Origin of the sequence: Alloalcanivorax venustensis (assembly GCF_047495515.1) — a bacterium.
Lineage (GTDB): Bacteria > Pseudomonadota > Gammaproteobacteria > Pseudomonadales > Alcanivoracaceae > Alloalcanivorax > Alloalcanivorax venustensis.
The window spans coordinates 855,473-881,616 of sequence record NZ_CP179934.1 but is presented as its reverse complement, the minus strand read 5'-3'; the positions used below and the strand labels follow the sequence as shown (position 1 = coordinate 881,616).

Below are 26,144 nucleotides of genomic sequence, written 5' to 3'. Positions count from 1 at the left end.
CGTTCTCAGATTTTAGAATTCAACATCGTCCCGGCGGGCGCCGGCAAACCAGGGATAGACCACCGGAATGACCAGCAGGGTCAGCAAGGTGGAGGTTATCAAGCCCCCCACGACCACGGCGGCGAGTGGACGCTGAACGTTGGCGCCAATGCCATCGGCGATCAGCAGCGGAAGCAGGCCCAGCATAGAGGTAAGCGCGGTCATCAGCACCGGTCTCAAGCGCCGCATGGCGCCGGTTCGGGCGGCTTCGAAAACGTCCATGCCTTCGTCACGCAATTGGTTTATGTAGCTCACAAGGACCACGCCGTTGAGTACCGCGACGCCGAACACGGCGATAAAGCCGACGGCGGCGGATACGGAGAGATACATGCCCGATAGCCACAATGCGAAAATCCCACCCATGGTGGCGATCGGCACATTCAGATAAATCAGCGCGGCATAACGCAAGCTGTTAAAGGCGGTGTACAGAAGCAGAAAGATCAGCGCCAGAGTCACAGGCACGACCAGATAGAGACGCTTCATGGCCCGTTGCTGATTCTCGAACTGACCGCCGTATTCGACGAAATAGCCGGTCGGCATATCCACCTGTTCGGCGACCTTACGACGTATCTCCGTGACCACCCCGCCCATGTCCCGGCCGCGCACGTTCAGTTGCACGAACAGGCGCCGGCTGGCCTTGGAGCGGGAGATCATTTTCGGGCCGATGAAGCGCTCCACATCGGCGACGCGGGTCAGCGGTATCACCGCGCCGGCCGGCGTTCGGATCAAAAGGTCTTCAATCGCCGACACCGTGTCGCGTTGCTCCTCGCGCAGCCGCACGAACAGATCAAAGCGCTTAATACCTTCGAACACTTGACCGGCCGCGTCGCCGCCGATACCGGTTTCCACAGTGGCGAACAGCTGGTCGACGCTCAAACCGTAGCGGGCCATCGCCTCCCTGTCCGGTCGGATTCGGATCTGCGGCTTGCCCCCTTGCTGCTGCATGCGCACATCGACAGCGCCAGGCGTGGCTTGCGCGATACGTTTGACCTGCTCACCGATACGGGCGAGTTCTCCGAAGTTTTCACCGAATATACTGATCGCGATCTGTGCCTTGATACCGGATAACAGTTCGTCGGTACGTAACTGAATCGGCTGAGAGAAATTATTGGCCAGCCCCGGCAGCCGGTCCGCCACCGCATCGGACATGGCCGACTGCAACCCTTCATAGTCGTAGTCGCCGGACCACTGACCAAGGGGTTTGAGTGTGATGGTGGTGGCGATGACATTTACGGGTTCGGGGTCACCGCCCACCTCAGCGCGCCCGACTCTGGAGTAGGTGCCGGTTACCGGTTCGAATTCCTCGAACACCGTTTGTATGCGTTTGGCATAACCGATAGCACTGTCCAGGCTGGCAGCCGGTGGCAGGGTAGAGCGCACCATGAGCGTCCCTTCACGAAGGGTCGGCACGAATTCACTGCCCAGGAGCGGAAACACCGATACACCCAGCACCAGAACCAGTACCGCCGCGCCGGCGACCACCTTGGGCCAGGCCATAACCTTGTCCAGCACGGGCTGATAACGATCCTTTAACCAGCCCACCAGTCGCGGCTCACCGTAGTTGCCATCCTTCTTGAAGGCATAGGTCATCAGCGCGGGCACCAGCACCAATGCTACAATCATGGCGCCGAGCAATGCGAAGGCGATGGTGTAGGCCATCGGCGAGAACATTTTCCCTTCCACGCCTTGCAGCGTGAAAAGCGGCAGGAAGACGATGATGATAATACTGCTGGCAAACACAATGGGGCGCGCCACCTCACGCGCCGCCTCACTGGCCAGCCTGGCCATGGAAACATTCTCCTCGGCGCGATTTTCCATATGCCGGAAGATGTTTTCCAGGATCACCACCGAACCGTCCACCATCATGCCCAGGCCGATAGCCAACCCCCCCAGACTCATGAGGTTGGCGGATAGCCCCACATAGCGCATCGCGATGAACGCGAACAGCGCGGAGAGAGGCAGGCTGGCGACCACGATCAGCGTGGAGCGCAGATTCCCCAACAGGAGATATAAAATCAATATCACCAGCACCGCGCCCTGCAGTAACGCCGACTCCACGGTTCCCACCGCCTTATCGATCAACTCCTTTTGCGAGTAGAACGCTTTTACCCTGACACCGTCGGGCAGTGCGCCGTTGATTTGTTCAAGCTTTTGATTGGCGTCCTTTAGGACTTGACTGGTATTGGAACCAAGCAGCTTAAGAACATAGCCGCCCACCGATTCGGCACCACTGGCAATTTGCGCACCGCGGCGAATGGCCGGCCCATACTCCACACTCGCCACGTCACCGACTGTTACCGGAGTGCTCTCGTGGGCACGGATGACGATGTCACGGATAGCATCCAAGCCGGCGTTACCCGGGGGCACCCATCCATAACCGCGGATCACGTTCTCTTCCCCGGCGCGATTAATAAAGGAGGCGCCCACATTCTTATTGTTAGCGGTAATAGCTCCGCGTACATCCGCGACGGTAAGGTCCCGCGCCAGTAGAGCGCGCGTATCAAGCCGGACCTGGTACTGCTTTTCATAGCCACCGAGAGACAACACGCCGGTCACCCCCGGCACCGTGCGCATCATGGGCTTGACCACCCAATCCTGCAGCTCACGCAGCTCCGTCAACGAAATGTCACTGTCCGGCTCGGTTTCCAGGGTGTACATCATCACCCGACCGAGGCCGCTGGTGATGGGCCCCAACTGGGGCTCGCCAAGGTCGCCGGGAATCTCGGCGCGCGCCTTGGCCAGTCGTTCCATCACGAGGCGGCGTGCGAAGTAGACATCTGTGTCTTCGGAGAAATACACATTGACCCTGGAGAGCCCGAAGATCGAGGTGCTCTGCACCCGCTTCAGACCCGGCAGGCCGTACATGGATATTTCCACCGGATAACTGATCAGGGTTTCCACATCCTCCGGCGACAAGCCGGGCGAGGCGGTGAAAATCTGCACCATGCTTGGCGTCACATCCGGGAACGAATCCACCGGCAACTGCCGCCAGGAGAGCACCCCCCAACCGGCGACACCGAGCATGAATACCAGTACCAGCAAGCGGTTACGCAGCGCGGCATCAATCAATCTTTCGATCATATTGAACTCCCGATCAGTGGCCGTGCGCGGCGCTACGACCGCTGGCGGTGAGCGCGGACTTAAGGTCAAAAGCGCCGGACGTCACTACGGAAGCGCCAATCTGCAAACCGCTTTTGATCTCGATTAAACCGTTGGCTTCCTCGCCGGTTTGCACTTCCTGGGCACGATACTCATCGTCTTTGTCACCGGGCACAAAAACGTGCGTCTGCCCGTTGATGGTCTGCACCGCATCGACAGGCACCAAAGGCACCGGATCGGCCACCTGGCGGGTTATGGTCAGATCACCGTACTGGCCGGCTTTAATGTTGTGAGAAGAGTTATCGATCAACGCACGGACCTTCAAAGTGCGGGTCTCGCGATCAAGCCGGCTGGCCACCCAGTCGATTTTTCCATCGACCGCTGCGTCCACGGTGTCGAAACGCGCCGGCTGGCCCACGGCGACCAAATCCGCGTTTTTCTCGTACACTTGACCGAACACCCAAAGAGAGCTCGCGTCGACCACCATAATCGGGGTCTGCTCCGTCGAAAGTATCTGCCCCGGCGCCAGATCGCGCTCTTCCACGACACCGGCCAGGGGGCTGGTCAATACATACCGGCTCAGGTCATCGTTCTGATCCAGCGCGGCTATTTGCTCTGCGGTGAGCCCCATGGCCCGCAACGCCGCCTTTGCGGCGTTTCTTTCCGCGCGGGCACCGCGATAAAGGGCGCGGGTGTCCAGCAGGTCCGCCTGGCTGACGATATTCTGTTTCGCAAGGCGGCTTTGCCTGCGCAAATCGGCGGCCGCGGCCTCGAACTCCGCCTGTTTTCTCAAGTAGCGCGCCTTGACCTGGCCCAGTCGCGGGCTGGACAGGACAGCCAGTGGATCACCGGGTTCCACCCGGTCTCCGAGGTCGGCAACCACTTTCTCCACTCTGCCCGAGAGCAAGGGGCCCACATGGGCGATACGGTCCGCATTGAAATGCGCGCTGGCCGGCACCTGGATGGTTTGATCGGCTCGACCACCGGGCACCTTGTCGGTCTTGAGGTTCAACAAGGCGCTTTGCTCCGAAGTTAAAGAGACTTTCGAGCCCGCTTCTTCATTATGGTCGCCGTGTTCGGTGCCCGATTCCGACCTTTCGTGGCCCGCCTCTTTTTTGGCGTGGCCGGTCTCATCGTCATGTCCGGGAGAAGCATCACCGCATCCCGCCAACGCCAGAGTTAACACCATTGTCGTGATCGTCGTGGCTACTTTCATGATTCGGAATCTCCCGCGTTCTTCAGTTGTTCGGTTCCGGCTTCACGCAGCGCCACCACACCGCCAGTGGACCTCTCCAGGGCCGCGGCGGCGCCAATCGCTTCACGCAGCGCATCCAGATATTCCCTTCGCGTGTTGATAAGATCGTCCTGGGCCATGGCCAGGGTCGGCGCGCCAACACTACCGGCGCGAAACGCTTTTTCTGTGAGCCGGACGTTTTCCTCGGCGCTGGCCAGGACATCCTTGCCGAATACCTCAAGCCGTTGTCGAGCGGCGTTGTAGTCGGTTACCGCGCCAATCACTTCGGTGCGAACCTGCAAGCGCAACGCATCTTCTTCGATGCGCGCCTGCTCCAGCTCCGCGCGCGCCACCTGGTTTTCACCGGAGCGGGTATCCCACACCGGAATGGGCATGGACACGCCCAGACCCGCAACGTCCGCACCTTCTTCTTCCTTCATGAAACCGAACACTTTGAGATTTGGAATCAGCTGGCGTTTTGATAGGGACAGTGTCTTGCGCGCGGCGACAACCTCCCTGGCCGCGGCGACCAGGTCCTGGCGGCGCTTGAGCGCCTCTCCCAACAGCGGGCCCATACTCGGCAGGTTAAAGCGGTCCAGGCTCAGTTCACTGGTCAAACGCAAACGGGCGCTTTCCGGATCCATCACCAGCAGTTCCATCAGCGCCAATCGAGCCCGTTTATGATCCCGGCGGGCATCAACCAGTGCCGCACGGGCGCGGGCGGCACCAATACGGGCGGTATTGAGTATTAGCTGGGTGGCGGCCCCGGCCTGAAAACGCTGTGACGCAAACTGGTAAAGTTTTCCAGTCAGGGTCTCGGCTCGCTCAGCGGTTTCAACGCTTTCCCGGGCCAGCAAGGCTTCCAGATAGGCAAGGCGCACTCGCGCGCGCACACTGGTTTCGAGAAAAGCAAGCCGTTGCTCGGCGGCGGTCAACCGTGCGGACGCCGCCGCTTTACCAAGCCCCCGTTGCCCGCCAATCCAAATTTCCTGGGACAATCGGATGCCCTTATCGGTACTGGATTGTCCGTCCTGGTCCCTCTCCGCGACCTGCAGAGATAATTCCGGATTGGCGGGCAACCACCGACTGGCGTGTGTCAGACGGCCCTCGAAACGTCCGACGCCAGCGCGCGCCGACTGCAGCGCACTGTTACGCCGGAGCGCCTTTTCCAGCGCCTGCTGCAGTGAAAGAGAGACGGATTCGTTAACCGGCTTTTCGGCCAGATAATCGCCCACCCGCCCCATGCTGAACTGATCGGCGGGCACAGGACCCGCCAGGCCGAGGGCGACACACGCCGCCGGCACGACCAACTTCCACGGTCGGTTCATAAAGACCTCTGTATGCGTGATTCAGGGAATCAAATCGGCGCTGAAGCGCCGTCAAACTTGTCCAGTGAATCAGACAGAGGGAGGTCGGAAGGGGGAGCGAAAGAATCCGCTGATAGGAGGACTGCTGGGAGCAATCGACAATGCCGGGCTACTAATCACCGTAAATGCCACCGGGACCGCACTCAGTCCGCTCAAGTGGGAAGCCTGATGGCAGCAGTGATGCCGATCACCGTCTCCGTCGTCCGATTGAGGCGTGGAGGTGACGATGTGAAGCTGGGAGGGCTCGTTGGTGGCCTCAGCGTGGGAATGTCCGTCCTTGTCCAGGGTATGCGCCACCACATCGCCACTCCAGACCAGGCTGTTGGTCAGGACCGCAAGGAGTGTGAGGGCATTCAGAAGACGGATCATGAACTAAATGCTACCGGCCTCTACCTCGTTCGGCAACCGGACATTTTGTCCTATACTCAACGCCCCTGACACACCCGGCCAAGGAGAATGATATGCCCAGCCGTTTCGAAGAAGTCCGTGACGACGTGCTGTCCCACCCGCTTCACCGCGCCTGTGGCCTGCGCCTGCATAAGGCCGCCGACGGCGAAAGCGAAGTGGAAATCGAACTCAACGACTTCACCCTCAACCCGGAGGGCTCGCTTCACGGTGGCATGCTCTACACGTTCTTCGACGTGGCCTGCTTCTTCGCCTGCCTGACCCTGCTGGAGGCGGACAAGCATCCGGTGTCGATTGAGACCCACACCAGTGTGCTGCGCGCCGCCTTCAAAGGCGACCGGGTGGTTATCCGCGCCCGCGTGGACCGGCTCGGCCGGACCCTGGCGGCAATGCGCGCGGACGCCTTGGCGGTGAAACCCGACGGCAGCGAGAAGCTGATCGCCACCGGTTCGGTGACCAAATCCATCATCACCCCGGGCGGCGCCTGAGAATTACGGGGCGACAAGGGGTCCCGGCAAGGCGATGAAATGGATTGTTCAAGCGGAATCCGTAGTAGTATCTTCGTAGAATAAATGAGCGCGCCGTGAACGGTGATGACTTTTTAACCAGCGGCGCCGATAATTTGAACAGGTTCAAGGGGCAAGGGGAGATCACCATGTACCGCATCATGGTTGTCGACGACGAAGATTATATTCTCAAGGCGCTGAACCGGGTTCTGGCGACGCGGCCGGACTGGGAAGTGGAAACCTACACGGACGCCGCCACCGCGTTACGGCGCGCCCGCACCACGGTATTCGACGCGGTGATCACCGATTACCGGATGCCGGACATGGACGGCATCGAAATGCTGCAGGAGCTGCGGACCATGCAGCCGGATACCATCCGTATCCTGCTGACCGGAGTGATCGATATCGACACCCTGATGTCCGCCATCAATCAGGCCGGCGCCTTCCGATTCGTGCCCAAACCCTGGGACGACGATCAGTTGCTGGAAAGTGTCGAAGAGGGGCTGAAGTTCCGCGATATCCTGGTGGAAAATAAAATTCTCGCGCAGACCGTTCGCGACCAGCGCGAAGCCCTCAGAAGCATGGGTTACGACGGGGAGTAACCCGCATGGATCTATTTACATCGTTACAGGGGCCGTTTGCCGGGCTGGGGAGCCAGGGGCTGTTTCTGATGTCCTCCACGGTGATCCTGCTGATCATCATTTTCTTCATGTACAAAACCTACCGGGCCTCCATGAACGTGGAAGCCAAGTTGTCGGAATTCGCCTCGCTGAGCCAGAGCTCCTTCGGCCGCAAACTCCGGTTGATCGAAGTGAACGCGGACGAGTACAAACTCAACAAACGGGTGCTCGGTCCGCTGGCGCGGATCATCGATGAATACTGTGTAATGACCACCAACGAAAAAGGCATCATTACCTTCGCCAACGACCGCTTTCTGTCACTCAGCGGTTTTTCCTTCCGGCAGTTGATCGGCCAGCACGAAAGCATGCACCACCCCAAGGACCGCCCTGAGCTGAGCGCGCATTTCATGCGCTGCGAGCAGGCGCGCCGCGGCGTCTGGAGCGGCGAGGTGTGCGGCCGGGGCGAGGACGGTGAGCTGTACTGGGTGAATATGTTTATTTTCCCGTTGTCGTACATCACCGATGAGGACGACGGCTATATTTATTTCGGCACCGACATCACCCAGATCAAGGCGCAGAACAGTGAACTGATCCAGGCGGTGCGCGACAAGGACGATAAGATCAACCAGGTGGAGTCGATGCTGCTGCATTCGGAAAAAATGGCCTCCCTGGGCACGATTTCCGCGGGCATCGCCCACGAAATCAATAACCCGATTGCCTTCGTCTCCGCCAACCTGCGCCGCAGCGAGCAGTACCTGACCACCCTGTCGAAGGTGATCGCCGGGCTGCGCCGCCGTATCAGCCCGGAACGCTTTGAACAATTTCTGCAGGCGGAACAGTCATTGCGCCTGAATATGGATTCGCTGGAAATGATTCTTAACGATCATCCCCACCTGATGCGCGAAACCAGCGAAGGCATCGACCGGATCAAGAAAATCATCCGCGACCTGAAGCACTTTTCCCATAACGAGCAGGAACGCTATCAGCCGGTGGATCTGTCCCGCTGCGTGGCCACGTCCATGAACCTGGCACGCCACGAACTGGAGCGCGTGCGGGTCACCACCCACCTGCCGCCGGATCTGCCGCCGGTGAACGGTTCGGAGAGTCAGCTCTCTCAAGTGCTGATGAACATTCTGGTCAACGCCGCCCAGGCGGTGGAGCAGGATGGCGAGATCCGCATCGAAGCGCACAGCGACGAGCAGTCGTATTGCCTGTCGGTGACCGACAACGGCCCGGGCATGGACGCGGCCCAGCTGGAACAGATCTTCGAGCCGTTCTTCACCACCAAACCGATCGGCCAGGGCACCGGCCTAGGGCTGTCCATCTCCCAGGACATTATTCAACGCCACGGCGGCACCCTCACCGCCACCAGCGCGCCCGGCGAGGGTACCCGCATCGACATCCGCCTGCCGCTGGCGGAAAAGAAGCGTGCCCATGCAGCCTGATATCCACTACCAGCTGACCGACACCGACGGGCAGGTAACCCACATCAAGTTGCACCAGGAACCGGAGAGCCACGGCCTGGCCGTGGACCCGGATTTCGTGCCCCCGGACTGGGCCCTGCTGGAACACTGCCAGTGCTCGCACTGCCCGCTGAGCCGCGACGAACACCGCTATTGTCCGATCGCCCGCAACCTGGCGTGGCTGCTCCCCGAACAACAATTGGGTCACTCCTTCGACCCCATTCATCTGCGCGTCGCCACCCGGGAGCGGGAATACCTGCTGGATACCACGGCGCAGCGGGCGCTCAGCTCCCTGTTCGGGCTGGTGTGCGCACTCAGCGACTGCCCGCACACCCGCTTCCTGCGGCCCATGGCCCTGTTCCATCTGCCGGTGAGCACGGAAACGGAAACCCTGACGCGCGCCGCCGGCTTCTTTCTGCTGCAGCGCTACCTGGCGAAACGGGACAACCCCGAGCTGCCGCTGAACCTGGAGGATATGGACCGGGCCTACCGCAATCTGGGGGAACTGAACCGCTGTTTCGTGCGTCGTTTCCGTCACCCCGACGGCTCCGACGCGCCAATCAACGCGATGATTCTCTTGCATGTGCTCACCAAGGAAGTGAACGGCGAACTGCACGAGCAGCTCGACGACCTGGCCGGGCTGTTCCGCCAGGCCGCCGGCCCCGCCCCCTAGCAACCCGATGCGCTTTCAGCGGCCGGCGTGTTAACGTCGATTTTCTTTTTCGTTTGTCTCGGGACTATCAACATGAAACTAAAAAACGCCGTGGCTCTGATCACCGGTTCGTCTTCCGGCATCGGCGCCGCCACCGCCCGTCTGTTCGCGGAGCAGGGCTGCCACGTGGTGATCAATTACAGCCGTAACGAAGAGGGCGCCCGCGCCGTGGCCAAGGATTGCGAGGCGTTCGGCGTCCGCACCCTGGTTCAGCAGGCGGACGTGTCCGACGACACCCAGTGCCAGACCCTGGTGGAAGCGACCCTGGCGGAGTTCGGCCGCCTGGACGTGCTGGTCAACAACGCCGGCACCACCAAGTTCTGCGCCCACCAGGACCTGGATGGCCTGAGCAAGGACGATTTCCTGCACCTCTACGCGGTGAACACCGTGGGGCCCTACCAGATGACCCGCGCCGCCGAGAAAGCGCTGCGCCAGGCGGGCACCGCCCAGGTCATCAACATGGCCTCCATCGCCGGCCTCGCCGGGGTGGGCAGCTCGATCGCCTACGCCGCCTCCAAGGGCGCCCTGCTGACGATGACCAAATCCCTGGCCCGGGTGCTGGGCCCGGAGATCCGCGTCAACGCCATCTGCCCGGGCTTCGTGCAGGGCGAATGGCTGGAGAAAGGGCTGGGCAAGGAGGCTTACGCCAACCTGCTGGCCAAGACCAAGGCCGGCGCCGCCCTGAACGACGCCGCCTCCCCGGAAACCGTGGCCCAGGCGGTGCTGGGGCTGGTGATCGGCGGCGACCTGACCACCGGCGAAGCGATCCTGGTGGACGGCGGCAGCCACCTCAATGCCAGCGGCGTGCGCCGCTAACTCCTCCCACCGCTTTAACTTGACCCCGGGGCTGCCCCGGGGTTTTATAGTTCTACTATGAATTCATCACTGCGGTCCCGCCCTGGTTTTCTGATTCTGCTGCTCTGGCTGGCGGGCGGGCTGCTGTGGTCGCCGGTACAGGCGGCCCACGTAATGGCGGGGCCGGCACACGGCACCACCAGTGAAATGCCGTGCGCGGGCGCGCAAGCCGGAAGTGCCAGCGTTCAGATCCATTGCCAGGGCAACGCCCACGATAGCGCGCCCTGCTCTTGCACCCAGGCCTGCCAGGCCAACGGCATGCCGGCCAGCCTGGCGCCGGCGCGACCGCCCCTGGTCACCCCCAGGCGTCACATCGCCCGCGCCGGCGAGCGGCTCGCCGGCTTCCACGCCTCCCCCTGGCGGCCACCGTCCGCACTACTCCCGATTTAAAAGGTTCCATGCGCCCGTGGGCGCACCTCTTTCTATTCAGGAGTCGTGACATGACCACTTCACCTCTTATGGGGCGTCGTCGCTTCGTCCAGGGTCTGGCCCTGGGCACCGGCGCTCTCGGCATCGGCGGGCTCGGCATGAGCCCCGCCAAACTGCTCGCCAGCCAGGGCCAGACCGGCGCCGCCACGCTTAGCGGCAACACGTTCAACCTGGCGATCGGCGGTGCCGATGTGAATCTCACCGGCACCACGCGCCCGGCCACGCTGGTCAACGGCAGCCTGCCTGCGCCCACCCTGCGCTGGCGGGAAGGCGACACCGTAACGCTTAACGTCACCAACTACTTGCCGGAAACCAGCTCCATCCACTGGCACGGGCTGCTGCTGCCCTTTCAGATGGACGGCGTGCCCGGGCTGTCGTTCGACGGCATCGCGCCCGGCGAGACCTTCACTTACCGCTTTCCGATCAAACAAAACGGCACCTACTGGTATCACAGCCATTCCCGTTTCCAGGAGCAAAGCGGGGTCTACGGCGCTATCGTCATTGATCCCGCCGAGGCGGACCCGGAACCGGTGGATCGGGACTACGTGATGGTGCTGTCCGACTGGAGCGACGAAAAACCCGAGCAAATCTACGCCACCCTTAAAAAGCTCAGCCACTACTACAACTTCAACGAGCGCACGATCTTCGACACGCTGCGCGACTTCCGTGAAAAAGGCGTGGTGCAAACGCTCAAGGACCGGCACATGTGGAACACCATGCGCATGAGCCAGAGCGACCTCGCCGACGTCACCGGCTATACCTATACCTACCTGCTTAACGGTCGCAGCCCGAACGCCAACTGGACCGGTCTGTTCAAACCCGGCGAACGAGTGAAGCTGCGCTTCGTCAACGCCAGCGCCATGACGTTCTTCGATATTCGCATCCCCGGCCTGGATATGACCGTGGTGGCTATGGACGGGCAGCCGGTGAAACCGGTGCGCTTCCATGAATGCCGGCTGGGCGTGGCGGAAACCATCGATGTGATCGTCACCCCCGAGAAAAAGCAAGCGTTCACCGTGTTCGCGCAAAGCATCGACCGCTCCGGCTTCGCGCGCGGCACCCTCACCCCCGACCCGGCCATGAGCGCGGCCGTGCCGGAGATGGACCCGCCGCCGCTGTTGGGGCACACCGAAATGGGTATGGGCGGCATGGCCGGCATGAACCATGGCGACATGGAAGGCATGAACCACGGTGCGATGGATCACGGCAAGATGGACCATGGCGCCATGAAGGGCATGCAGCACGACGACATGGGTCACGGTGGTATGAAACATGCCGGGATGCAGCATAAAGGCATGCAGCACGACGGCGACCACAAGGTGCCGTTCGCGTTCGTGGCGGATAACCCGGATCTGGCGCCGCGCACCAGCGCCGTCCAGCATCTGGATTCCGAATACGGGCCGGGCGTGGACATGCGCGCCATGGCGCCGGCGGCAATGCTCGACGATCCCGGCATCGGCCTGCGCGAACGCGACTGGAAGGTCCTCACCTACGCGGACATGGAGACCGCCGGCGGCCCGCCGGACAGCCTGACGCCGGACCGCGAGATCGTCTTGCACCTGACCGGCAACATGAGCCGTTATATGTGGAGCTTCAACGGCATCAAGTTCGCCGACTCCGTACCCCTGGAGCTTTACCACGGCGAGCGGGCGCGCATCACCCTGGTCAACGACACCATGATGACCCACCCGATTCACCTGCACGGCCTGTGGAGCGACCTGGAACTGGGCGGCGGGCGACTGCTGCGCAAGCACACCATCACCGTGAAACCCGGCGAGAAACTCAGCTACCTGGTGCGCGCCGATGCCACCGGACGCTGGGCCTACCACTGTCATCTGCTTTACCACATGGAGGCCGGCATGTTCCGCGAGGTGCGCGTGGTCGACAACGCAACGACGAAGGAGGCACGGTCATGAAACAGACACATCTGATAACCGCCGCTGCTTTGCTAGCACTGTCACCCTTGGTTCAGGCGGTGGACAAGCACGAGCCGGCGTTCAGCCGTGTGATCGTCGATGAGTTCGAAGCCCGCGACGCCGATGAAGGCACCGTGGCCGCCTGGGAAGCCGCCGCCTGGTACGGCGGCGACCTGAACAAGCTCTATCTCAGCACCGAAGGCGAACGCCTGATGGACAACGGCGGCGAAACCGAAGGCTTCGAGACCCGGGTTGCCTGGAACCGAGCCTTCGCACCGTTCTGGGACTGGCAGCTCGGCGCCCGCCGGGACTGGCAGCCGGACGATCCGAACCGGGACTGGGCCAGTTTCGGGGTTCAAGGGCTGGCGCCCTATCTGTTCGAAAGCGAGGCCACCCTGTTCGTCGGTGAGGAAGGACTCACCAACCTGAGGTTGGAGGCGGAATACGAAATTCTGTTTACCCAGAAGCTGATCCTGGTGCCGGCGGTGGAAGCCAACTTTTACGGCAAGGAAGATGAAGAACTCGGCATCGGCGAAGGTCTCACGGACATCGAAGCCGGTCTGCGACTGCGCTACGAGATCCGCCGCGAGTTCGCGCCCTATATCGGCGTGAACTGGGAACGGCAGTTCGGTGATACCGCCGCCAAAACCCGTGGCGCTGGAGACGACGTTTCCGAGACCACGCTGGTGGCCGGTGTTCGCTTCTGGTTCTAGCCCTCGGGCGCCGTCGAGCCCCGATTAACGGATGCTCGGCGGCGCACCCTTTCACCACAAGACATTACCGCAAATGCACATCCGAGGAGCGTTTATGAAAACATTAAAAGCGTGGTCGGTGCTGGTGGCCCTGTTGCTGTTGGGCGCGGGCGTGTTTGTTGTCAGCGGCGCCTACAATTTCGCGGCCGATGAGCCGCACTGGTCGGCCACCGAGGCGTTGATCGGCTATGCCCGCCATCGCTCGGTGGATGCCCGGGCGGAGGACATAACGGTCCCCGGGGACCTCTCCGACCCCGCTCGCGTGGCTGCGGGCGCGGAACAATACCAAGCCATGTGCGTCGGCTGCCACCTGGCGCCGGGCCAAGGCAGCGGCGCCATGCGCGACGGGCTCTATCCACAACCACCGGACCTGACCGATCACGGCATCCATGACCCGCGCCGCGCATTCTGGACGATCAAACACGGCATTAAAATGAGCGGCATGCCGGCCTGGGGCCCCAGCCACGACGACGAGACACTCTGGGACATCGTGGCGCTATTGCATGTCCTGCCGGACATGTCCGAATCGCAATGGGCTAACCTGACCGGCGGTGACGGCGAGCACGCGACAACGCCGTCAGGGCACGGGCACAACCACGGAGGCAGCGGGCACGCGCATTAACGCCGGTCAACCGTTGTAGCTGTCCGCTTCCAGGGTGCGCAGCTCCGGGTTGTTGTTCACACCCAGGTCCAGGTCGCTGAGCTTGCCGTTGGCGATGGAGTAGATCCAGCCGTGGATACTCAGCGGCTGCTCGCGGCGCCAAGCTTCCTGGACCACGGTGGTGTTGGCCACGTTGATCACCTGGCGGGCCACGTTCAGCTCGCACATGCGATCCAGGCGGGCACCGTCGTCCGGCAGTTCGGCCAGGGCCTTGCGGTTGCGCAGGTAAAGCTCGCGCACCTGGCGCAGCCAGTTGTCGATCAGCCCGTGGGGTTGATCCTCGGTGGCGGCACGCACGCCGCCGCAGCCGTAATGGCCGACCACCATGATGTGCTCCACCTTGAGCACATCCACGGCGAACTGCAGCACGGACAGCAGGTTGAGGTCGGTGTGATTGACCAGGTTGGCCACGTTGCGGTGCACGAACAGTTCGCCGGGCATCAGGCCGACGATCTGGTTGGCGGGCACCCGGGAATCGGCACAGCCGATCCATAGAAAACGGGGGCTTTGCTGGCCCTCCAGCTGTTTGAAGAAGCCAGGTTGGTTCTGTTCGGTCCGGTGACGCCACTCGTCATTGTTGGCAAAAAGTTCTGGAAGGGTCTTCACGGTTGCGCTCCCTGTATCGGAATCCGCCCATTCAAGGCGCCGTCTATGATGCCGCAACGGCGCCGCCGTGCAACGGTAAAAGTCTTTCAAAACCTTAGCATTACGGCCCCGGCCGGTCATTTCGCGCCAGTTGCCACGGCCCACGGCCGCCGCCGCGTTGGTCAAGCCCTCGACGGGGCTGTTACCATTACGGGCATCCGAGACGCCCAGCGTCGGACATTCATCAACCCCAAAAGGGCGCCCAATGCAAATCGCAGAGAACACCGTAGTGGCTTTCCACTACACCCTGACCAACGAAGCGGGCCAGACCATCGACTCTTCGCGCCAGCGTGAAGAACCGCTGAACTACCTCCACGGCCACGGCAACATCATCCCCGGCCTGGAAAAGGCGCTCGTGGGCAAGCAGGCCGGCGACAAGCTGGAAGTTACCGTGACCCCGGAAGAAGGCTACGGCGAACGCCACGAAGGCCTGATCCAGCAAGTCCCCACGTCCGCCTTTGAAGGCGCCGGTGGCGAGCTGAAGCCGGGCATGCAGTTCCAGGCGCAGACCGAAGCGGGCCAGCGCATCTTCACCATCACCGAGGTGGAAGGCGATCAGGTCACCGTGGACGGCAACCACCCGCTGGCCGGTGAGACCCTCAACTTCGACGTGGAAGTGACCGAAGTACGCGAAGCTTCCGACGAAGAGAAAGAGCACGGCCACGTGCACGGGCCCGAAGGCCACGAAGAGTAAGCCCCCGAGGCCCCGCGAGGGGCCTTATGGGAGTGAGCCTGCTTGCGAGAGGACGGCCTGCGCCGGCCTTTTGCTTGCCGGGCAACCTCTCACCAAGGTTGCTTGATAGAGCATCCGATCCCCGCTATTTACAAAAACCATTTCCCGCTATAAAAGCGCTCTGATTAACTGGGCCACTGAATTGACCCATCCGGAGCCCTCATGACCCCCAACCCGAGTTTGTCGCCCGGCCGTCTGGTGCTGATGGCCGGCTCCGCCACCCTGGTGGGCATCGGCCTGGGGCGTTTCGCCTACGCCGCCTTGCTGCCGGGCGTGATCGCGGCCGGCTGGCTGAACGAGGCGGACGCCGGCTATGTCGGCGCCGCCAACCTGCTCGGTTATCTGGTGGGGGCGGTGCTGGCGAGCCGCGTCAGCCGCTGGTTCGGCCCCACCCGCGTGATCAAGGCGTCGGTGCTGCTGGTTGGGCTGGGTTTCCTGGCCAGCGCCTGGGCGGCGCCGGTGTGGTGGTTCAGCCTGTGGCGTTTCGTGGCCGGGGTCACCGGCGCCTTTCTGATGGTGATCGCGCCGTCGCTGATCGCCTCCCAGTTGCCGGAATCCATGCGCAAGCGGGGCACCACCTGGATCTTCGCCGGCGTCGGCCTGGGCGTGCTGTTCTCCGCCACCCTGGTGCCGCTGCTGATCACCCAGGGGCTGGCGCTGGCCTGGGTGGGTCTGGCGGCGGCCTGCGTGGTGCCCACCCTGCTGGTGTGGCGGGCCTGGCCGGCCATGCCCACCGTGGCGGAGGCCCCGGCCAACGGTAACGGTGCCGGCATTCTGCTGATCATGCTGTACGCCGCCTACCTGATGGACGCGGTGGGCTTCGTGCCGCATACCGTATTCTGGGTCGATTACCTGGAACGCTACCGGGAATTCGGTACCTGGGCCGCCGCCGGTCAATGGGCGGTGTTCGCCTTCGGCGCAATCAGCGGCCCGTTCCTGGCCGGCGCCGCCGCCCGGCGCCTGGGCTGGCACTGGACCCTGATCGGCGCGCTCTCCTGCAAGGGGCTGGCGGTGATGATGCCGATGCTGCTGCCCGGCCTGGCGGTGGTGACGCTGTCCTCGTTCGTGGTCGGCGCCATGATTCCGGCCATGGTGGCCGGCACCATGGGCCGGGTGGCCGAGCTGGTGCCGGCGCACCGGGCCACCCACGCCTGGGGCCGCGCCACCGCGCTGTTCGCTGTCGGCCAGGCCGGCGCCGCCTACGCCATGGCCACCCTGTACGCCCACCCCAACGGCGGCCCGCTGATTTTCGAGATCGGCGGCACGGTGCTCTTGTGCGCCGCTCTGGTAGTGTTCTGTTCCGGGTTTCTGGCCCGCCGGGCTGGAACTTAGCCGCGCTCCGGCGTTCTATTCGCACAGCGGAACGCCGCAACGGCGACGAAAACAGTGGAGAGGACGACATGGATCGACGTTCAGTATTGAAGGCCCTGGGGCTGTTCGGCGGCGCCCTGCTGCCGGCGGCGCCGGCCCTGGCGCGGGTGCTCAGCCAGCCCGCCGGCGCCCACGGCGAAGGCTCCGGCGAACCGTTCAGCTACGCCTGGCTGAAAGGCATGGCGCGGCATTTCGCCGGGCAGCGCTACCACAGCCACCGCCTGGACCTCCCGCCGGCCATCGACGACCTGTCCTGGGACCAGTACCAGGGCATTCAGTATCGCGATGATGAGGCGCTGTGGGCGGACGACCGGGACGCCGCCTTCCGCATGCAGTTCTTCCATCTCGGCCTCAATTTCCACACCCCGGTGAAGATGCACGAAGTGGTGGACGGCCGGGCCCGGCCGATTCCCTACCGCACCGACCTGTTCGACTTCAGCCACACCGATCTGGACACCTCGTCGCTGCCCGAGGGGCTGGGTTTCGCCGGCTTCCGGCTGCTGCACCACAGCGACTGGGAACGGGACATCGCCGCCTTTCTCGGCGCCAGTTATTTCCGCGCCACCAGCGCGTCGCTGCAGTTCGGTCTGTCGGCACGGGGCCTGGCGGTGAACACCGCCATGTCGGAGCCGGAAGAGTTTCCGGAATTCACCCATTTCTGGTTCGAACGCCCGGCGGACGCCGACCAGGTGATCGTCTACGCCTTCCTCGATTCGCCCAGCGTCACCGGCGCCTACCGCTTTATCATCGGACGGGTGTCCGGGGACGTGATCATGGACGTGGACGCCGCCCTCTACCCGCGCAAGCCGATCGAGCGGCTGGGGGTGGCGCCGCTCACCAGCATGTACCAGGTGGGCGAAAACAGCCGCCGGGTGGCCTGGGACTGGCGCCCGGAAATTCATGACTCCGACGGCCTGGCGATACACACCGGCGGCGGCGAGTGGATCTGGCGGCCGCTGGTCAACCCGCCCCAGCTGCGCTTCAACGCCTTCGCCGACCACAATCCGCGCGGCTTCGGGCTGCTGCAGCGCGACCGAAATTTCGATCACTACCAGGACGACGGCGTGTTCTACGAACGCCGCCCCAGCCTGTGGGTGGAACCCCGGGGCGACTGGGGCAAGGGCAGCATCCAGCTGGTGGAGATCCCCACCCTGGACGAAACCTTCGACAACATTGTCGCGTTCTGGAACCCGGACAAGCCGGTACAGCCCGGCGAGGAAGCCCTGTTCGCCTACCGCCTGTCCTGGACCGGCCGCGCGCCGCGGCCGTCACTGGCGCGCTGTGTGGCCACCCGCACCGGCCTCGGCGGCGTGGTCGGGCAGACCCGGGAATACTTCAGCTGGCGGTTCGCGGTGGACTTCCTGGGCGGGCCCATCGACGGCCTGGCCGGCGACGTGGAAGTGGTGCCGGTGATCGAGCACTCGTCCGGCCGCGTGGAGATCACCTCGGCACGGCCGCTGCACGCCATCAACGGCTACCGGGCCATGTTCGACGTGGTGCCGCCGGAAGACGACACCACACCGATCAACCTGCGCCTCTATCTCAAGCGCAAGGACAACGGCGAGCCGCTCACCGAAACCTGGATTTATCAGTGGTCGCCACCGCCCATGGACCAGCGCGACCTGCACAACCCGACGCACCTTTAAGCGCGACGTCTAGCGGGGCGGCCCCAGGCAGACCGGCAAGGCCTCGCGGACACCCCGTGGCCGCATGCCCAGGGCGGCGAAGCCGTCCGCCTCCCGGGAGGCCACGTTGTCCTTGGCCATCAGCCAGAGCTGGTCCCGCGTCAGGGGTGGCGACGGCAGCCGCGACAACCCCATCGCCAGCAGATGCCAGAGCACGAAGGGCACCGCCAGCCGCACCCGGCGGCGCCCCAGATGACGGCACACGGCGGCCACCAGCGCCCGGTACCGGAGCGTCTCGGCGCCGCCCAGCTCATAGAGCCCCGCCGCCGGCGCGGTGTGGTCCGCCAGCCGTGCCAGCGCCCCGGCCACGTCCTCCACCCAGACCGGCTGCAACCGCGTCAGGCCACGCCCGAACAACGGAATCACCGGGGCGCGGCTGAGCATCGCCAGGGAGCGAATCAACGCGTCCCCGGCGCCGAACAGCGAGGCGGGCCGCACGATTACGGCGTCGGGAAAGGCGTCGAGCACCGCCGCTTCGCCCCGTGCCCGGGCGCGAATGTACGGCGACGGCGAGTTAAGGGTGGCGCCGATACCGGACACCTGCAGCAACCGCGCAACGCCGGCGTCACGGGCGGCGGCGGCCAGCCCGGCGGCGGCGCGCACGTGGATCGCCTCGAAAGTCAGGTCGCCGCGCTCCGTGTACAGGGACACCGCATTGATCACCACGCGGCTGCCGGCCACCGCATCGCGCACCGCGCCCGGGTCCCTGATGTCCGCGGCGCGGCGTTGCAGCCGCTTCTCCTGGTCCCGGCCGAAGCGGGGGTGTTGCGGGTGCCTGGCCACCAAGCGGACGGTATGGCCCCGGGCGAGCAGCACCCGGGTGACGTCCTGGCCGAGGAAACCGCTGCCGCCGAACACCGTGATTAGGTCGTCTGTCATGTCCCCATCCTAGAGAAGCGGCGCCGGCCCCGGCCAGCCCGTATTCAACGCCCCCCTACCCGGCCGGACAGTGGCGATTGACACCTGCCAACAGCGTCTGGCGCCGCTTACCGGGACGGCAGTACATTGCCGGTAATGCGGTTTTTAAACGGGAAATAATTATGGGTTCCATGGACAGCGCCCAGGAAAGAGCGGCGCAACTACCAAAAATGCCACAGCGCGACCTGAGCCATATCCCGGGGGATTACGGCTTGCCGCTGCTCGGCCACACGCTGGCGTTTCTGCGTGACTACCACGGTCTGGTGCACAGCAAGGCCGAGCGCTACGGCCTGGTGTATCGCGGCAGCGTGCTGTTTCAGCGCGGCGTCACCCTGCTCGGTCCGGACGCCAACGAGTTCGTGCTGCGCGATAAGGAGCACGTGTTCTCCAGCCGGGCGGCCTGGAATCCGATTCTCGAGCGGCTGTTCACCGACGGCCTGATGCTGCGCGATTTCGCCGACCACAAGTTTCACCGCCGTATCATGCAGCAGGCGTTCAAAAAACCGGCCCTGGCCAGCTACATCGACCGTATGGGGCCGAGCGTGGAAAGCGGCCTGAAGGCCTGGCCCACCGGCGAAACCTTCACCTTCTTCGACCGCATCAAGGCGTTGCTGCTGGACGTGGGCGCGCAGATTTTCTTCGGCCTGCGCATGGGCCCGGAAGCGGACAAAGTGAACCAGTCCTTCATTGACGCGGCGGACGCCTCGCTGGCGGTGCTGCGCCTGCCGATACCGGGGACACTCTGGTACCGGGGCCTGCGCGGCCGGCGTTATCTGGAGCAGTTCGTGGCCGGGCTGATCCCGGAAAAACGCCAGGCGGACACCCCGGACTTCTTCAGCGAGCTGTGCAAGGCGGCCGAGGAAGAGGGCGGCCTGAGCGACCAGGACGTCACCAACCACATGATCTTCCTGCTGTTCGCCGCCCACGACACCACCACCAGCACGCTCTGCTCGCTGATCTACCTGCTCTGCAAACACCCGGAGTGGCAGGACACCCTGGCGGAGGAGATGGACCAGGTGGCCGCCGCCGCGGAACATCCGGACCGGCTCGGCTACAGTGACCTGGAAAAGATGACCAAGACCGGCTGGGTGTTCCGCGAAACCCTGCGCCTGAGACCGGCACTGACCGCCTTCCCGCGCCGCACCGCCGAGGAGGTGACCTTCCAGGGCTACCGCATTCCCAAGAACACCCTGGTCAACCTGTCGCCGCTGTACACCCACTACATGCCCGAGTACTGGAGCAACCCGGAACGCTTCGATCCGGAGCGGTTCAGCGACGAGCGTGCCGAGCACAAGAAACACCACTTCCAGTGGATTCCGTTCGGCGGCGGCCACCACAAATGCCTGGGGCTGAACTTCGCGGAACTGCAGACCAAGACCTTCCTGTTCCACTTCCTGCGGCGCTACCGGGTGTCCGTGCGTGACGGCTACGAAATGCCGGTGCAGCTGGTGCCTCTCGCCATGCCCAAGGACGGCCTGCCGGTGGAGATCTCGGCGCGCTGAAGGCGGGGCTGTGCCTGCTGGGCGCGGTGTTTTTCCTGTTCCGCGGCAAACTGATGGGCTGAGACCGTCCGCCGGTCCGGGTATAGTGTGGGCTACCACCGCACAAGGAGAAGCACCGATGCGTGTCCTGTTGATCCTGTCCGCCCTTGTCCTGACGCTGGCCGGCTGCCAGAGCGGACGCAACGCCCACCCCCTGCCGGACGCCTGCCACCAGGCGCCGGACAGCGGCCAGTGCCGCGCCGCCATACCGGGCTATTACTACGACAGTGATAGCGAAAGCTGCCAGGAATTCGCCTGGGGCGGCTGCGAAGGCCAGGTGCCGTTCGAGACCATGGATGAGTGCATGGCCACCTGCTACGCCCCGGCACCGGATCTGACCGACCAGGAAATGCCGTGAGCGAGAGCAGTGCGGAAACCCGCTCCCAGCTGGTCCGGATCAACTACGCGCTGCTGCTGATCGGCCTGCTCACCGGCGGCGTCACGGCGCTGGTGGGCGCGGTGATCGCCCATCTGCAAGCGCCGGACGCACCGGAGCCGCACAAAGCCCACTTCCGCTTTCAGTACCGCACCTTCTGGATTGGGCTGCTGTACAACCTGATCGCGGGCATCACCACGCTGGCGTTGATCGGCTGGCTGTTGCTGGTGATCATCGTGATCTGGTGGATCGTGCGCTGCGTGCGCGGGCTGAACAGCCTGGCGAACGGGGAACCACCGTCGAACCTGACCACCTGGGGCTTCTAGGGCCTGGCCCTACCCCTGACCGTCATAAAAACATCACACGGGTCCGCCACACTGGCGGGTCCGCAAACCGGGAGAACATCATGGCTTTATTGCGTTCGTTCGCGCTGATCGCGGCCGCCGCCTTTCTGCTCACCGCCTGTAGCCGCAGCCCGGTGGTGCAACTCTACGAGGGCGCCAAACAACCGGACAGCCAGGTGCTGACGATTCGCGTGCCCTCCGACCTGGAAGTCTTCACCATCAACGGCAGCGAAGTGGACGGGGTCAACACCTTCTTCAATACCGACCACAAGGACCTCAAGGTGACCCCAGGGCGCTATGAGATCCTGGCCTACTACAAGCGGCTGTGGGATCTGGACGCCGACAACCACGAAGTGATGAAGTCCGACCCGGCCCTGTTCGTGGTGGACGGCGAAGCCGGCGAGTTCTATCGCCTGGATTTCGAGCGCCCGCAGAACGTCACCCAGGCACGCGCCCTTGAAGACGACTTTTCCGGCTGGGTGGAAAACATGAACAGCGGCGAGAAGACGCCCAGCCAGGCCAGCGGCCTGGTGCTCAACCGGGGCTTCCTGGCGCCGATCACCGGCACCGAAGTGGAAACCAAGGGGGCCACCGCGGTGCAGCCGAAAGCCAAGGCGGCCGAAGCAGTAACGCCGGCACCGGCGGCGCCGGCGGAAAGCGGCACGGCTAACGGCTCCGAGGGCGGCGCCAGGGCCAGCAGCCAGGCCAGCTATCTGGACACGCTGAAAGCCCAGTGGAACCAGGCCACCCAGGAGGAGCGCCGCCAGTTCCTGCAGTGGATTTCGCAGTAGCAACACCCCGCGCGGGCGGCGTCAGCGCTTCTCGCCCTGCAGCGTCGCGACCATGCGCCGGCTTCCGGCGTGGTCGCGATGCTCGCACAGATAGAGGCCCTGCCAGGTGCCCAGTGCCAACGCCCCGTCACGCACCGGCACCGTCAGGCTCTCGCCGATCAACACCGTTTTAATATGCGCCGGCATATCGTCCGGCCCTTCCAGGGTGTGCGCGTAATGCGGCGCGTTCTCCGGCACCATCACGTTGAAGTGGCGCTCCAGATCGCCGCGCACATCCGGGTCGGCGTTCTCATTAATCGCCAGGGAGGCGGAGGTGTGCTGCAGAAACAGGTGCAACAGCCCGACCCGGTATTCCGACAGCTCCGGCAGGGCGTCGCGCACCTCGCCGCTGACCAGATGAAAGCCCCGGCCACGGGGCGCCAGGGTAAGAATCCGCTGTAACCACATTCTTAATCTCCGGTTTCAGGCGCTGTGCAGACCATTGACCACATTGGTGGGCCGGCCGGTCCGCCAGGCCCGGATATTGGCGGCCACCCCGTCGAGCAGCCGCTGGCGGCTCTCGCGGCTCACCCAGGCGCTGTGCGGGGTGATGATCAGGTTGGGGATGTCCGGCGCCAGCAGCGGATGGTCCGCCGGCGGCGGCTCCTGGCTGAGCACGTCCAGGGCGGCGCCGCCCAGACGGCCGCCGCGCAGCGCTTCCGCCAGCGCCGGCTCATCCACCAGGCCGCCGCGCGCGGTGTTGATCAGAAAGGCGCCGGGTTTCATGGCGGCCAGGAAATCCCGGTTGACCATTTTCTCGGTGGCGCCGGTGAGCGGGCAGTGCAGGCTGATCACATCGGCTTCGCCGAGTAGGGTGTCCAGCGGCACCCGGCCGCTGTTGTCCGCCCCGGGGCGCAGCGAAGCCGCCACCCGCACGGTCATGCCCAGCGCCTCGGCGAGCGCCGCCACGCGCCGGCCCAGGTCGCCGTGGCCGATCAGGCCGAGGGTCTTGCCGGCCAGTTCCACCACCGGGTAATCCATGCGGCAGAACATGTCGGACTCGGACCAGCGGCCGGCCCGGGCGTCGGCGTCGTAGCGGTGCCAGGCGGTGGCCAGGCCGAGCATCAGCGCCAGGGTGTGCTGGGCCACGGTGGCGGTGGCGTAGCCGCTCACGTTGCAAACCACCACGCCCTGCCGCCGGGCGGCCTCCAGGTCCACGTTATTGGTGCCGGTGGCGGAGATGCAGATCAGCTTCAGATCCGGCGACGCGGCCAGGGTGTCCGCGTCGATCACCACTTTATTGGTGATCGCCACGGTCACGCCCCGCAAACGGTTTTTTACATCGTCCGGGCCGCTTTGTTCATAGAATGTCCACTCCGGCAGCAGCTTTTCCAGATCGGAAAAGTCCAGCTCCGAAGGCTTGAGGGTCTGGCTGTCGAGGATCACACCTTTCATGGGACAATCGGTACAGGTTGGGAGAGGATTCCCCATGCTACCGGATTTACTGCAAAAAATGGGCTTCGAAACGGCCCCGCCAGCGCACCGACGGCCACGGCTGGGCGTCAGTGCCTGCCTGCTCGGCCGCCCGGTCCGCTACGACGGCGGCCACCGCGACGAACCTCTGTTGCACCGCGAACTCGGCCCCCTGGTGCGTTTCGTGGAGGTGTGTCCGGAGGTGGCCATCGGCCTGCCGGTGCCGCGCCCGCCGATCCAGGTGGTGACCCTGGACGGCGAACAGCGGGTGCGCGGCGTAGCCCGGCCCGACCAGGACCATACCGATGCCCTGGGCGCCCAGGCCCGCAATATCGACACCCCGCTCGACGGCTTCGTGTTCAAGGCCCGCTCGCCCAGTTGCGGACTGGGCACCACGCCGGTCCACGGCCCGCACGGCGGCGTCCTGGGCCTGGGCGACGGCGCTTTCGCCGCCGCGCTGGCGGCGCGCTTTCCGGCCCTGCCCCTGTGTAACGAAAGCGACCTGCAAGAACCCCTCGTTCCTGACCGCGTTCGCGGTGCGGCTGTTCTGCCACCGTCAGTGGCGGCAAAGCACGCACCCGCAGCAGGCCCTTAACACCCTGCGCCGCCGCAGCGAGGGGCTCGACGAGCCGCTGCTGTCCGGCACCCGACGTTTTATCGAGCATCTGGCCGCACCGGCCGGGTGACCCACTGCCATCGAGGTACCCCTATGGAACGCCAAAAAGACCGCCTGTTATGGATCGGCGGACATTACCAGCAAGGCACCGACGGCGAGTTTTTCGATAACCTGAATCCGGCCACCGGCGACGTGATCTGCCGGGTGGCGGTGGCCGGCGCCAAGGACGTGGACCGGGCGGTCCGGGCCGCCCGTGACGGCCTGGCGCAGTGGCGCGCCATGGACGGCACCGCCCGGGGCCGGGTGCTGATGCGCGCCGCCCAGCTGCTGCGCGAACAGCGCGATGATCTGGCGCGCCTGGAATCCCTGGACGCCGGCAAGCCGATCTCGGAGACGCCGGAAGCGGACGTGGATTCCGCCGCCGACTGTCTCGAGTATTTCGCCGGCCAGGCGTCTTCCTTGCAGGGCGAGTACCAGCAGGTGGACGGCGGCTTTTTCTACACCCGCCCGGAACCCCTGGGCGTGTGCGCCGGCATCGGCGCCTGGAACTACCCGCTGCAGATCGCCGCCTGGAAGTCGGCGCCGGCGCTGGCCGCCGGCAACGCGATGATCTTCAAACCCGCTGAATTGACGCCGTTGTCGGCGTTGAGTCTGGCGGAGGTATTCCAGGAAGCCGGCCTGCCGGACGGCGTGTTCAACGTGGTGCAGGGCTTCGCGGAAACCGGCCAGGCGCTGACCGCGCACCCGGGCATCGACAAGGTCTCGCTCACCGGCGAGGTGGGCACCGGCAAGGCGGTGATGCGTGCCGCCTCTGACTCCCTGAAAGCGGTGACCCTGGAACTGGGCGGCAAGTCGCCGCTGATCGTGTTCGAGGACGCCGACCTGGATAACGCCGTGTCCGGCGCGCTGCTGGGTAATTTCTACACCCAGGGCCAGGTGTGCACCAACGGCACCCGGGTGTTCGTGCACGAATCGGTGAAGGACGCCTTCGTGGAAAAACTGCTGGCGCGCACCGGCAAGATGGTACTGGGCGATCCGCTCGACCCGGAGACCCATGTGGGCCCGCTGATCAGCGAGGGGCACATGCGGCATGTGCTCGACTACATTGAAAAGGGCAAGCAGGAAGGCGGCAGTGTGTTGATCGGCGGCGAGCGGGCCCGGGTGGCCGGCTTCGAGAACGGCAACTTCGTGTCGCCCACGGTGTTCGACGACCTGAACGACGACATGACCATCGTCCGCGAGGAGATCTTCGGCCCGGTGATGTCGCTGCTCAGCTTCAGCGATGAGGAAGAAGTGCTGGCGCGGGCCAACAACACCCCCTTCGGCCTGGCCGGCGGCGTGTTCACCCGGGACATCGACCGGGCTCACCGCATGGCCGACGCGCTGGAGGCGGGCATTGTGTGGATCAACCACTACAACATCACCCCGATCGAGATGCCGTTCGGCGGCTTCAAGCAGTCCGGCGTCGGCAAGGAAAACAGCCGCCGGGCGTTCGAGCACTACACACGCTTGAAGACGGTGTATGTGGCGCAAGGGGATGTTGAAGCGCCTTATTGAGGATGGCGAGAGCCGGCCTTGTGGGAGCGGGCCCCGCCCGCGAAAGGGAGCAAAGCT

At 64.3% G+C, this 26,144-nt stretch carries 25 protein-coding genes; 18 read left to right on the top strand and 7 right to left on the bottom strand.

The window, feature by feature from the left end:
• Window positions 1-12 precede the first annotated feature (12 nt).
• The 3 genes from ACMG4O_RS04230 to ACMG4O_RS04220 are packed head-to-tail and all read right to left on the bottom strand — an operon-like array spanning window position 13 to window position 5,700.
• Complete coding sequence (locus tag ACMG4O_RS04230) at window positions 13-3,120, bottom strand: efflux RND transporter permease subunit (protein WP_142947545.1); 3,108 nt, start codon at window positions 3,118-3,120, stop codon at window positions 13-15.
• Between the two features lie 13 nt (window positions 3,121-3,133).
• The gene (locus ACMG4O_RS04225) at window positions 3,134-4,354 is read right to left on the bottom strand and encodes an efflux RND transporter periplasmic adaptor subunit (protein ID WP_194854801.1); all 1,221 of its coding nucleotides are present in this window, start codon (window positions 4,352-4,354) and stop codon (window positions 3,134-3,136) included.
• Window positions 4,351-5,700, bottom strand: a complete 1,350-nt coding sequence (locus ACMG4O_RS04220; RefSeq protein ID WP_194854802.1) for a TolC family protein — start codon at window positions 5,698-5,700, stop codon at window positions 4,351-4,353. Before ACMG4O_RS04220 ends, ACMG4O_RS04225 begins: the two co-directional genes overlap by 4 nt.
• 500 nt (window positions 5,701-6,200) lie before the next feature.
• Between ACMG4O_RS04220 and ACMG4O_RS04215 the strand changes: the two genes are divergently transcribed.
• From ACMG4O_RS04215 to ACMG4O_RS04175, 9 genes are all read left to right on the top strand, one after another.
• Window positions 6,201-6,632: a PaaI family thioesterase gene (locus tag ACMG4O_RS04215; RefSeq protein WP_194854803.1), complete on the top strand. Its 432-nt coding sequence runs from the start codon at window positions 6,201-6,203 to the stop codon at window positions 6,630-6,632.
• Window positions 6,633-6,799: 167 nt separating this feature from the next.
• The gene (locus tag ACMG4O_RS04210; protein WP_138773370.1) at window positions 6,800-7,252 is read left to right on the top strand and encodes a response regulator; all 453 of its coding nucleotides are present in this window, start codon (window positions 6,800-6,802) and stop codon (window positions 7,250-7,252) included.
• A gap of 5 nt (window positions 7,253-7,257) precedes the next feature.
• The gene (locus ACMG4O_RS04205) at window positions 7,258-8,715 is read left to right on the top strand and encodes a sensor histidine kinase (protein ID WP_414434492.1); all 1,458 of its coding nucleotides are present in this window, start codon (window positions 7,258-7,260) and stop codon (window positions 8,713-8,715) included.
• Entirely contained in the window at window positions 8,705-9,406 is a 702-nt protein-coding gene (locus ACMG4O_RS04200) for a DUF6901 family protein (protein WP_138773372.1), read from the top strand. The genes ACMG4O_RS04205 and ACMG4O_RS04200 overlap by 11 nt, the downstream gene beginning before the upstream one ends.
• Window positions 9,407-9,478: 72 nt before the next feature.
• Window positions 9,479-10,261, top strand: a complete 783-nt coding sequence (locus ACMG4O_RS04195; RefSeq protein WP_142947547.1) for an SDR family NAD(P)-dependent oxidoreductase — start codon at window positions 9,479-9,481, stop codon at window positions 10,259-10,261.
• 57 nt (window positions 10,262-10,318) lie between these two features.
• On the top strand, window positions 10,319-10,690 hold the full coding sequence (locus ACMG4O_RS04190) for a hypothetical protein (RefSeq protein WP_142947548.1): 372 nt from the start codon (window positions 10,319-10,321) through the stop codon (window positions 10,688-10,690).
• A gap of 50 nt (window positions 10,691-10,740) precedes the next feature.
• Window positions 10,741-12,645 (top strand): copper resistance system multicopper oxidase, encoded by a 1,905-nt coding sequence (locus ACMG4O_RS04185; RefSeq protein WP_260547336.1) that lies wholly within the window; start codon window positions 10,741-10,743, stop codon window positions 12,643-12,645.
• Window positions 12,642-13,358, top strand: coding sequence for a copper resistance protein B (locus ACMG4O_RS04180; protein WP_142947550.1), 717 nt, complete (start codon window positions 12,642-12,644; stop codon window positions 13,356-13,358). Before ACMG4O_RS04185 ends, ACMG4O_RS04180 begins: the two co-directional genes overlap by 4 nt.
• 94 nt (window positions 13,359-13,452) lie before the next feature.
• On the top strand, window positions 13,453-14,019 hold the full coding sequence (locus tag ACMG4O_RS04175) for a c-type cytochrome (RefSeq protein WP_142947551.1): 567 nt from the start codon (window positions 13,453-13,455) through the stop codon (window positions 14,017-14,019).
• A 6-nt stretch (window positions 14,020-14,025) separates the two neighbouring features.
• Here ACMG4O_RS04175 and can read toward each other — a convergent pair whose 3' ends face one another.
• Complete coding sequence (gene can, locus ACMG4O_RS04170; protein ID WP_142947552.1) at window positions 14,026-14,664, bottom strand: carbonate dehydratase; 639 nt, start codon at window positions 14,662-14,664, stop codon at window positions 14,026-14,028.
• 244 nt (window positions 14,665-14,908) lie between these two features.
• Between can and ACMG4O_RS04165 the strand changes: the two genes are divergently transcribed.
• The 3 genes from ACMG4O_RS04165 to ACMG4O_RS04155 all read left to right on the top strand — a co-directional run bounded on the left by ACMG4O_RS04165 (window position 14,909) and on the right by ACMG4O_RS04155 (window position 18,453).
• A complete protein-coding gene (locus ACMG4O_RS04165; RefSeq protein ID WP_194854808.1) occupies window positions 14,909-15,397 on the top strand; it encodes an FKBP-type peptidyl-prolyl cis-trans isomerase in 489 nt (162 codons plus the stop codon).
• Window positions 15,398-15,598: 201 nt separating this feature from the next.
• On the top strand, window positions 15,599-16,768 hold the full coding sequence (locus tag ACMG4O_RS04160) for a YbfB/YjiJ family MFS transporter (protein ID WP_194854809.1): 1,170 nt from the start codon (window positions 15,599-15,601) through the stop codon (window positions 16,766-16,768).
• Between the two features lie 68 nt (window positions 16,769-16,836).
• The gene (locus ACMG4O_RS04155; RefSeq protein ID WP_194854810.1) at window positions 16,837-18,453 is read left to right on the top strand and encodes a glucan biosynthesis protein; all 1,617 of its coding nucleotides are present in this window, start codon (window positions 16,837-16,839) and stop codon (window positions 18,451-18,453) included.
• A gap of 9 nt (window positions 18,454-18,462) precedes the next feature.
• Here the strand turns inward: ACMG4O_RS04155 and ACMG4O_RS04150 are convergent, their stop codons facing one another.
• The gene (locus tag ACMG4O_RS04150) at window positions 18,463-19,371 is read right to left on the bottom strand and encodes a complex I NDUFA9 subunit family protein (RefSeq protein ID WP_194854811.1); all 909 of its coding nucleotides are present in this window, start codon (window positions 19,369-19,371) and stop codon (window positions 18,463-18,465) included.
• Between the two features lie 161 nt (window positions 19,372-19,532).
• Between ACMG4O_RS04150 and ACMG4O_RS04145 the strand changes: the two genes are divergently transcribed.
• The 4 genes from ACMG4O_RS04145 to ACMG4O_RS04130 all read left to right on the top strand — a co-directional run bounded on the left by ACMG4O_RS04145 (window position 19,533) and on the right by ACMG4O_RS04130 (window position 22,462).
• Window positions 19,533-20,912, top strand: a complete 1,380-nt coding sequence (locus tag ACMG4O_RS04145; RefSeq protein ID WP_194854812.1) for a cytochrome P450 — start codon at window positions 19,533-19,535, stop codon at window positions 20,910-20,912.
• A 118-nt stretch (window positions 20,913-21,030) separates the two neighbouring features.
• Window positions 21,031-21,309, top strand: a complete 279-nt coding sequence (locus ACMG4O_RS04140) for a BPTI/Kunitz-type proteinase inhibitor domain-containing protein (RefSeq protein ID WP_194854813.1) — start codon at window positions 21,031-21,033, stop codon at window positions 21,307-21,309.
• Window positions 21,306-21,653 (top strand): DUF4870 family protein, encoded by a 348-nt coding sequence (locus ACMG4O_RS04135; protein ID WP_142947561.1) that lies wholly within the window; start codon window positions 21,306-21,308, stop codon window positions 21,651-21,653. The genes ACMG4O_RS04140 and ACMG4O_RS04135 overlap by 4 nt, the downstream gene beginning before the upstream one ends.
• Window positions 21,654-21,733: 80 nt before the next feature.
• Window positions 21,734-22,462, top strand: coding sequence for a DUF2057 domain-containing protein (locus tag ACMG4O_RS04130; RefSeq protein ID WP_370202194.1), 729 nt, complete (start codon window positions 21,734-21,736; stop codon window positions 22,460-22,462).
• Window positions 22,463-22,483: 21 nt separating this feature from the next.
• Here the strand turns inward: ACMG4O_RS04130 and ACMG4O_RS04125 are convergent, their stop codons facing one another.
• A complete protein-coding gene (locus ACMG4O_RS04125; protein WP_370202195.1) occupies window positions 22,484-22,909 on the bottom strand; it encodes a secondary thiamine-phosphate synthase enzyme YjbQ in 426 nt (141 codons plus the stop codon).
• Between the two features lie 15 nt (window positions 22,910-22,924).
• Window positions 22,925-23,896, bottom strand: a complete 972-nt coding sequence (locus tag ACMG4O_RS04120) for a 2-hydroxyacid dehydrogenase (protein ID WP_370202196.1) — start codon at window positions 23,894-23,896, stop codon at window positions 22,925-22,927.
• Window positions 23,897-23,930: 34 nt separating this feature from the next.
• Between ACMG4O_RS04120 and ACMG4O_RS04115 the strand changes: the two genes are divergently transcribed.
• Both ACMG4O_RS04115 and betB read left to right on the top strand, forming a co-directional pair.
• Window positions 23,931-24,509: a DUF523 domain-containing protein gene (locus ACMG4O_RS04115; protein WP_414434491.1), complete on the top strand. Its 579-nt coding sequence runs from the start codon at window positions 23,931-23,933 to the stop codon at window positions 24,507-24,509.
• A 114-nt stretch (window positions 24,510-24,623) separates the two neighbouring features.
• Window positions 24,624-26,087 carry a betaine-aldehyde dehydrogenase gene (betB, locus tag ACMG4O_RS04110; RefSeq protein ID WP_370186014.1) on the top strand — a complete coding sequence of 488 codons (1,464 nt, stop codon included), beginning with the start codon at window positions 24,624-24,626 and terminating at the stop codon, window positions 26,085-26,087.
• Window positions 26,088-26,144 lie beyond the last annotated feature (57 nt).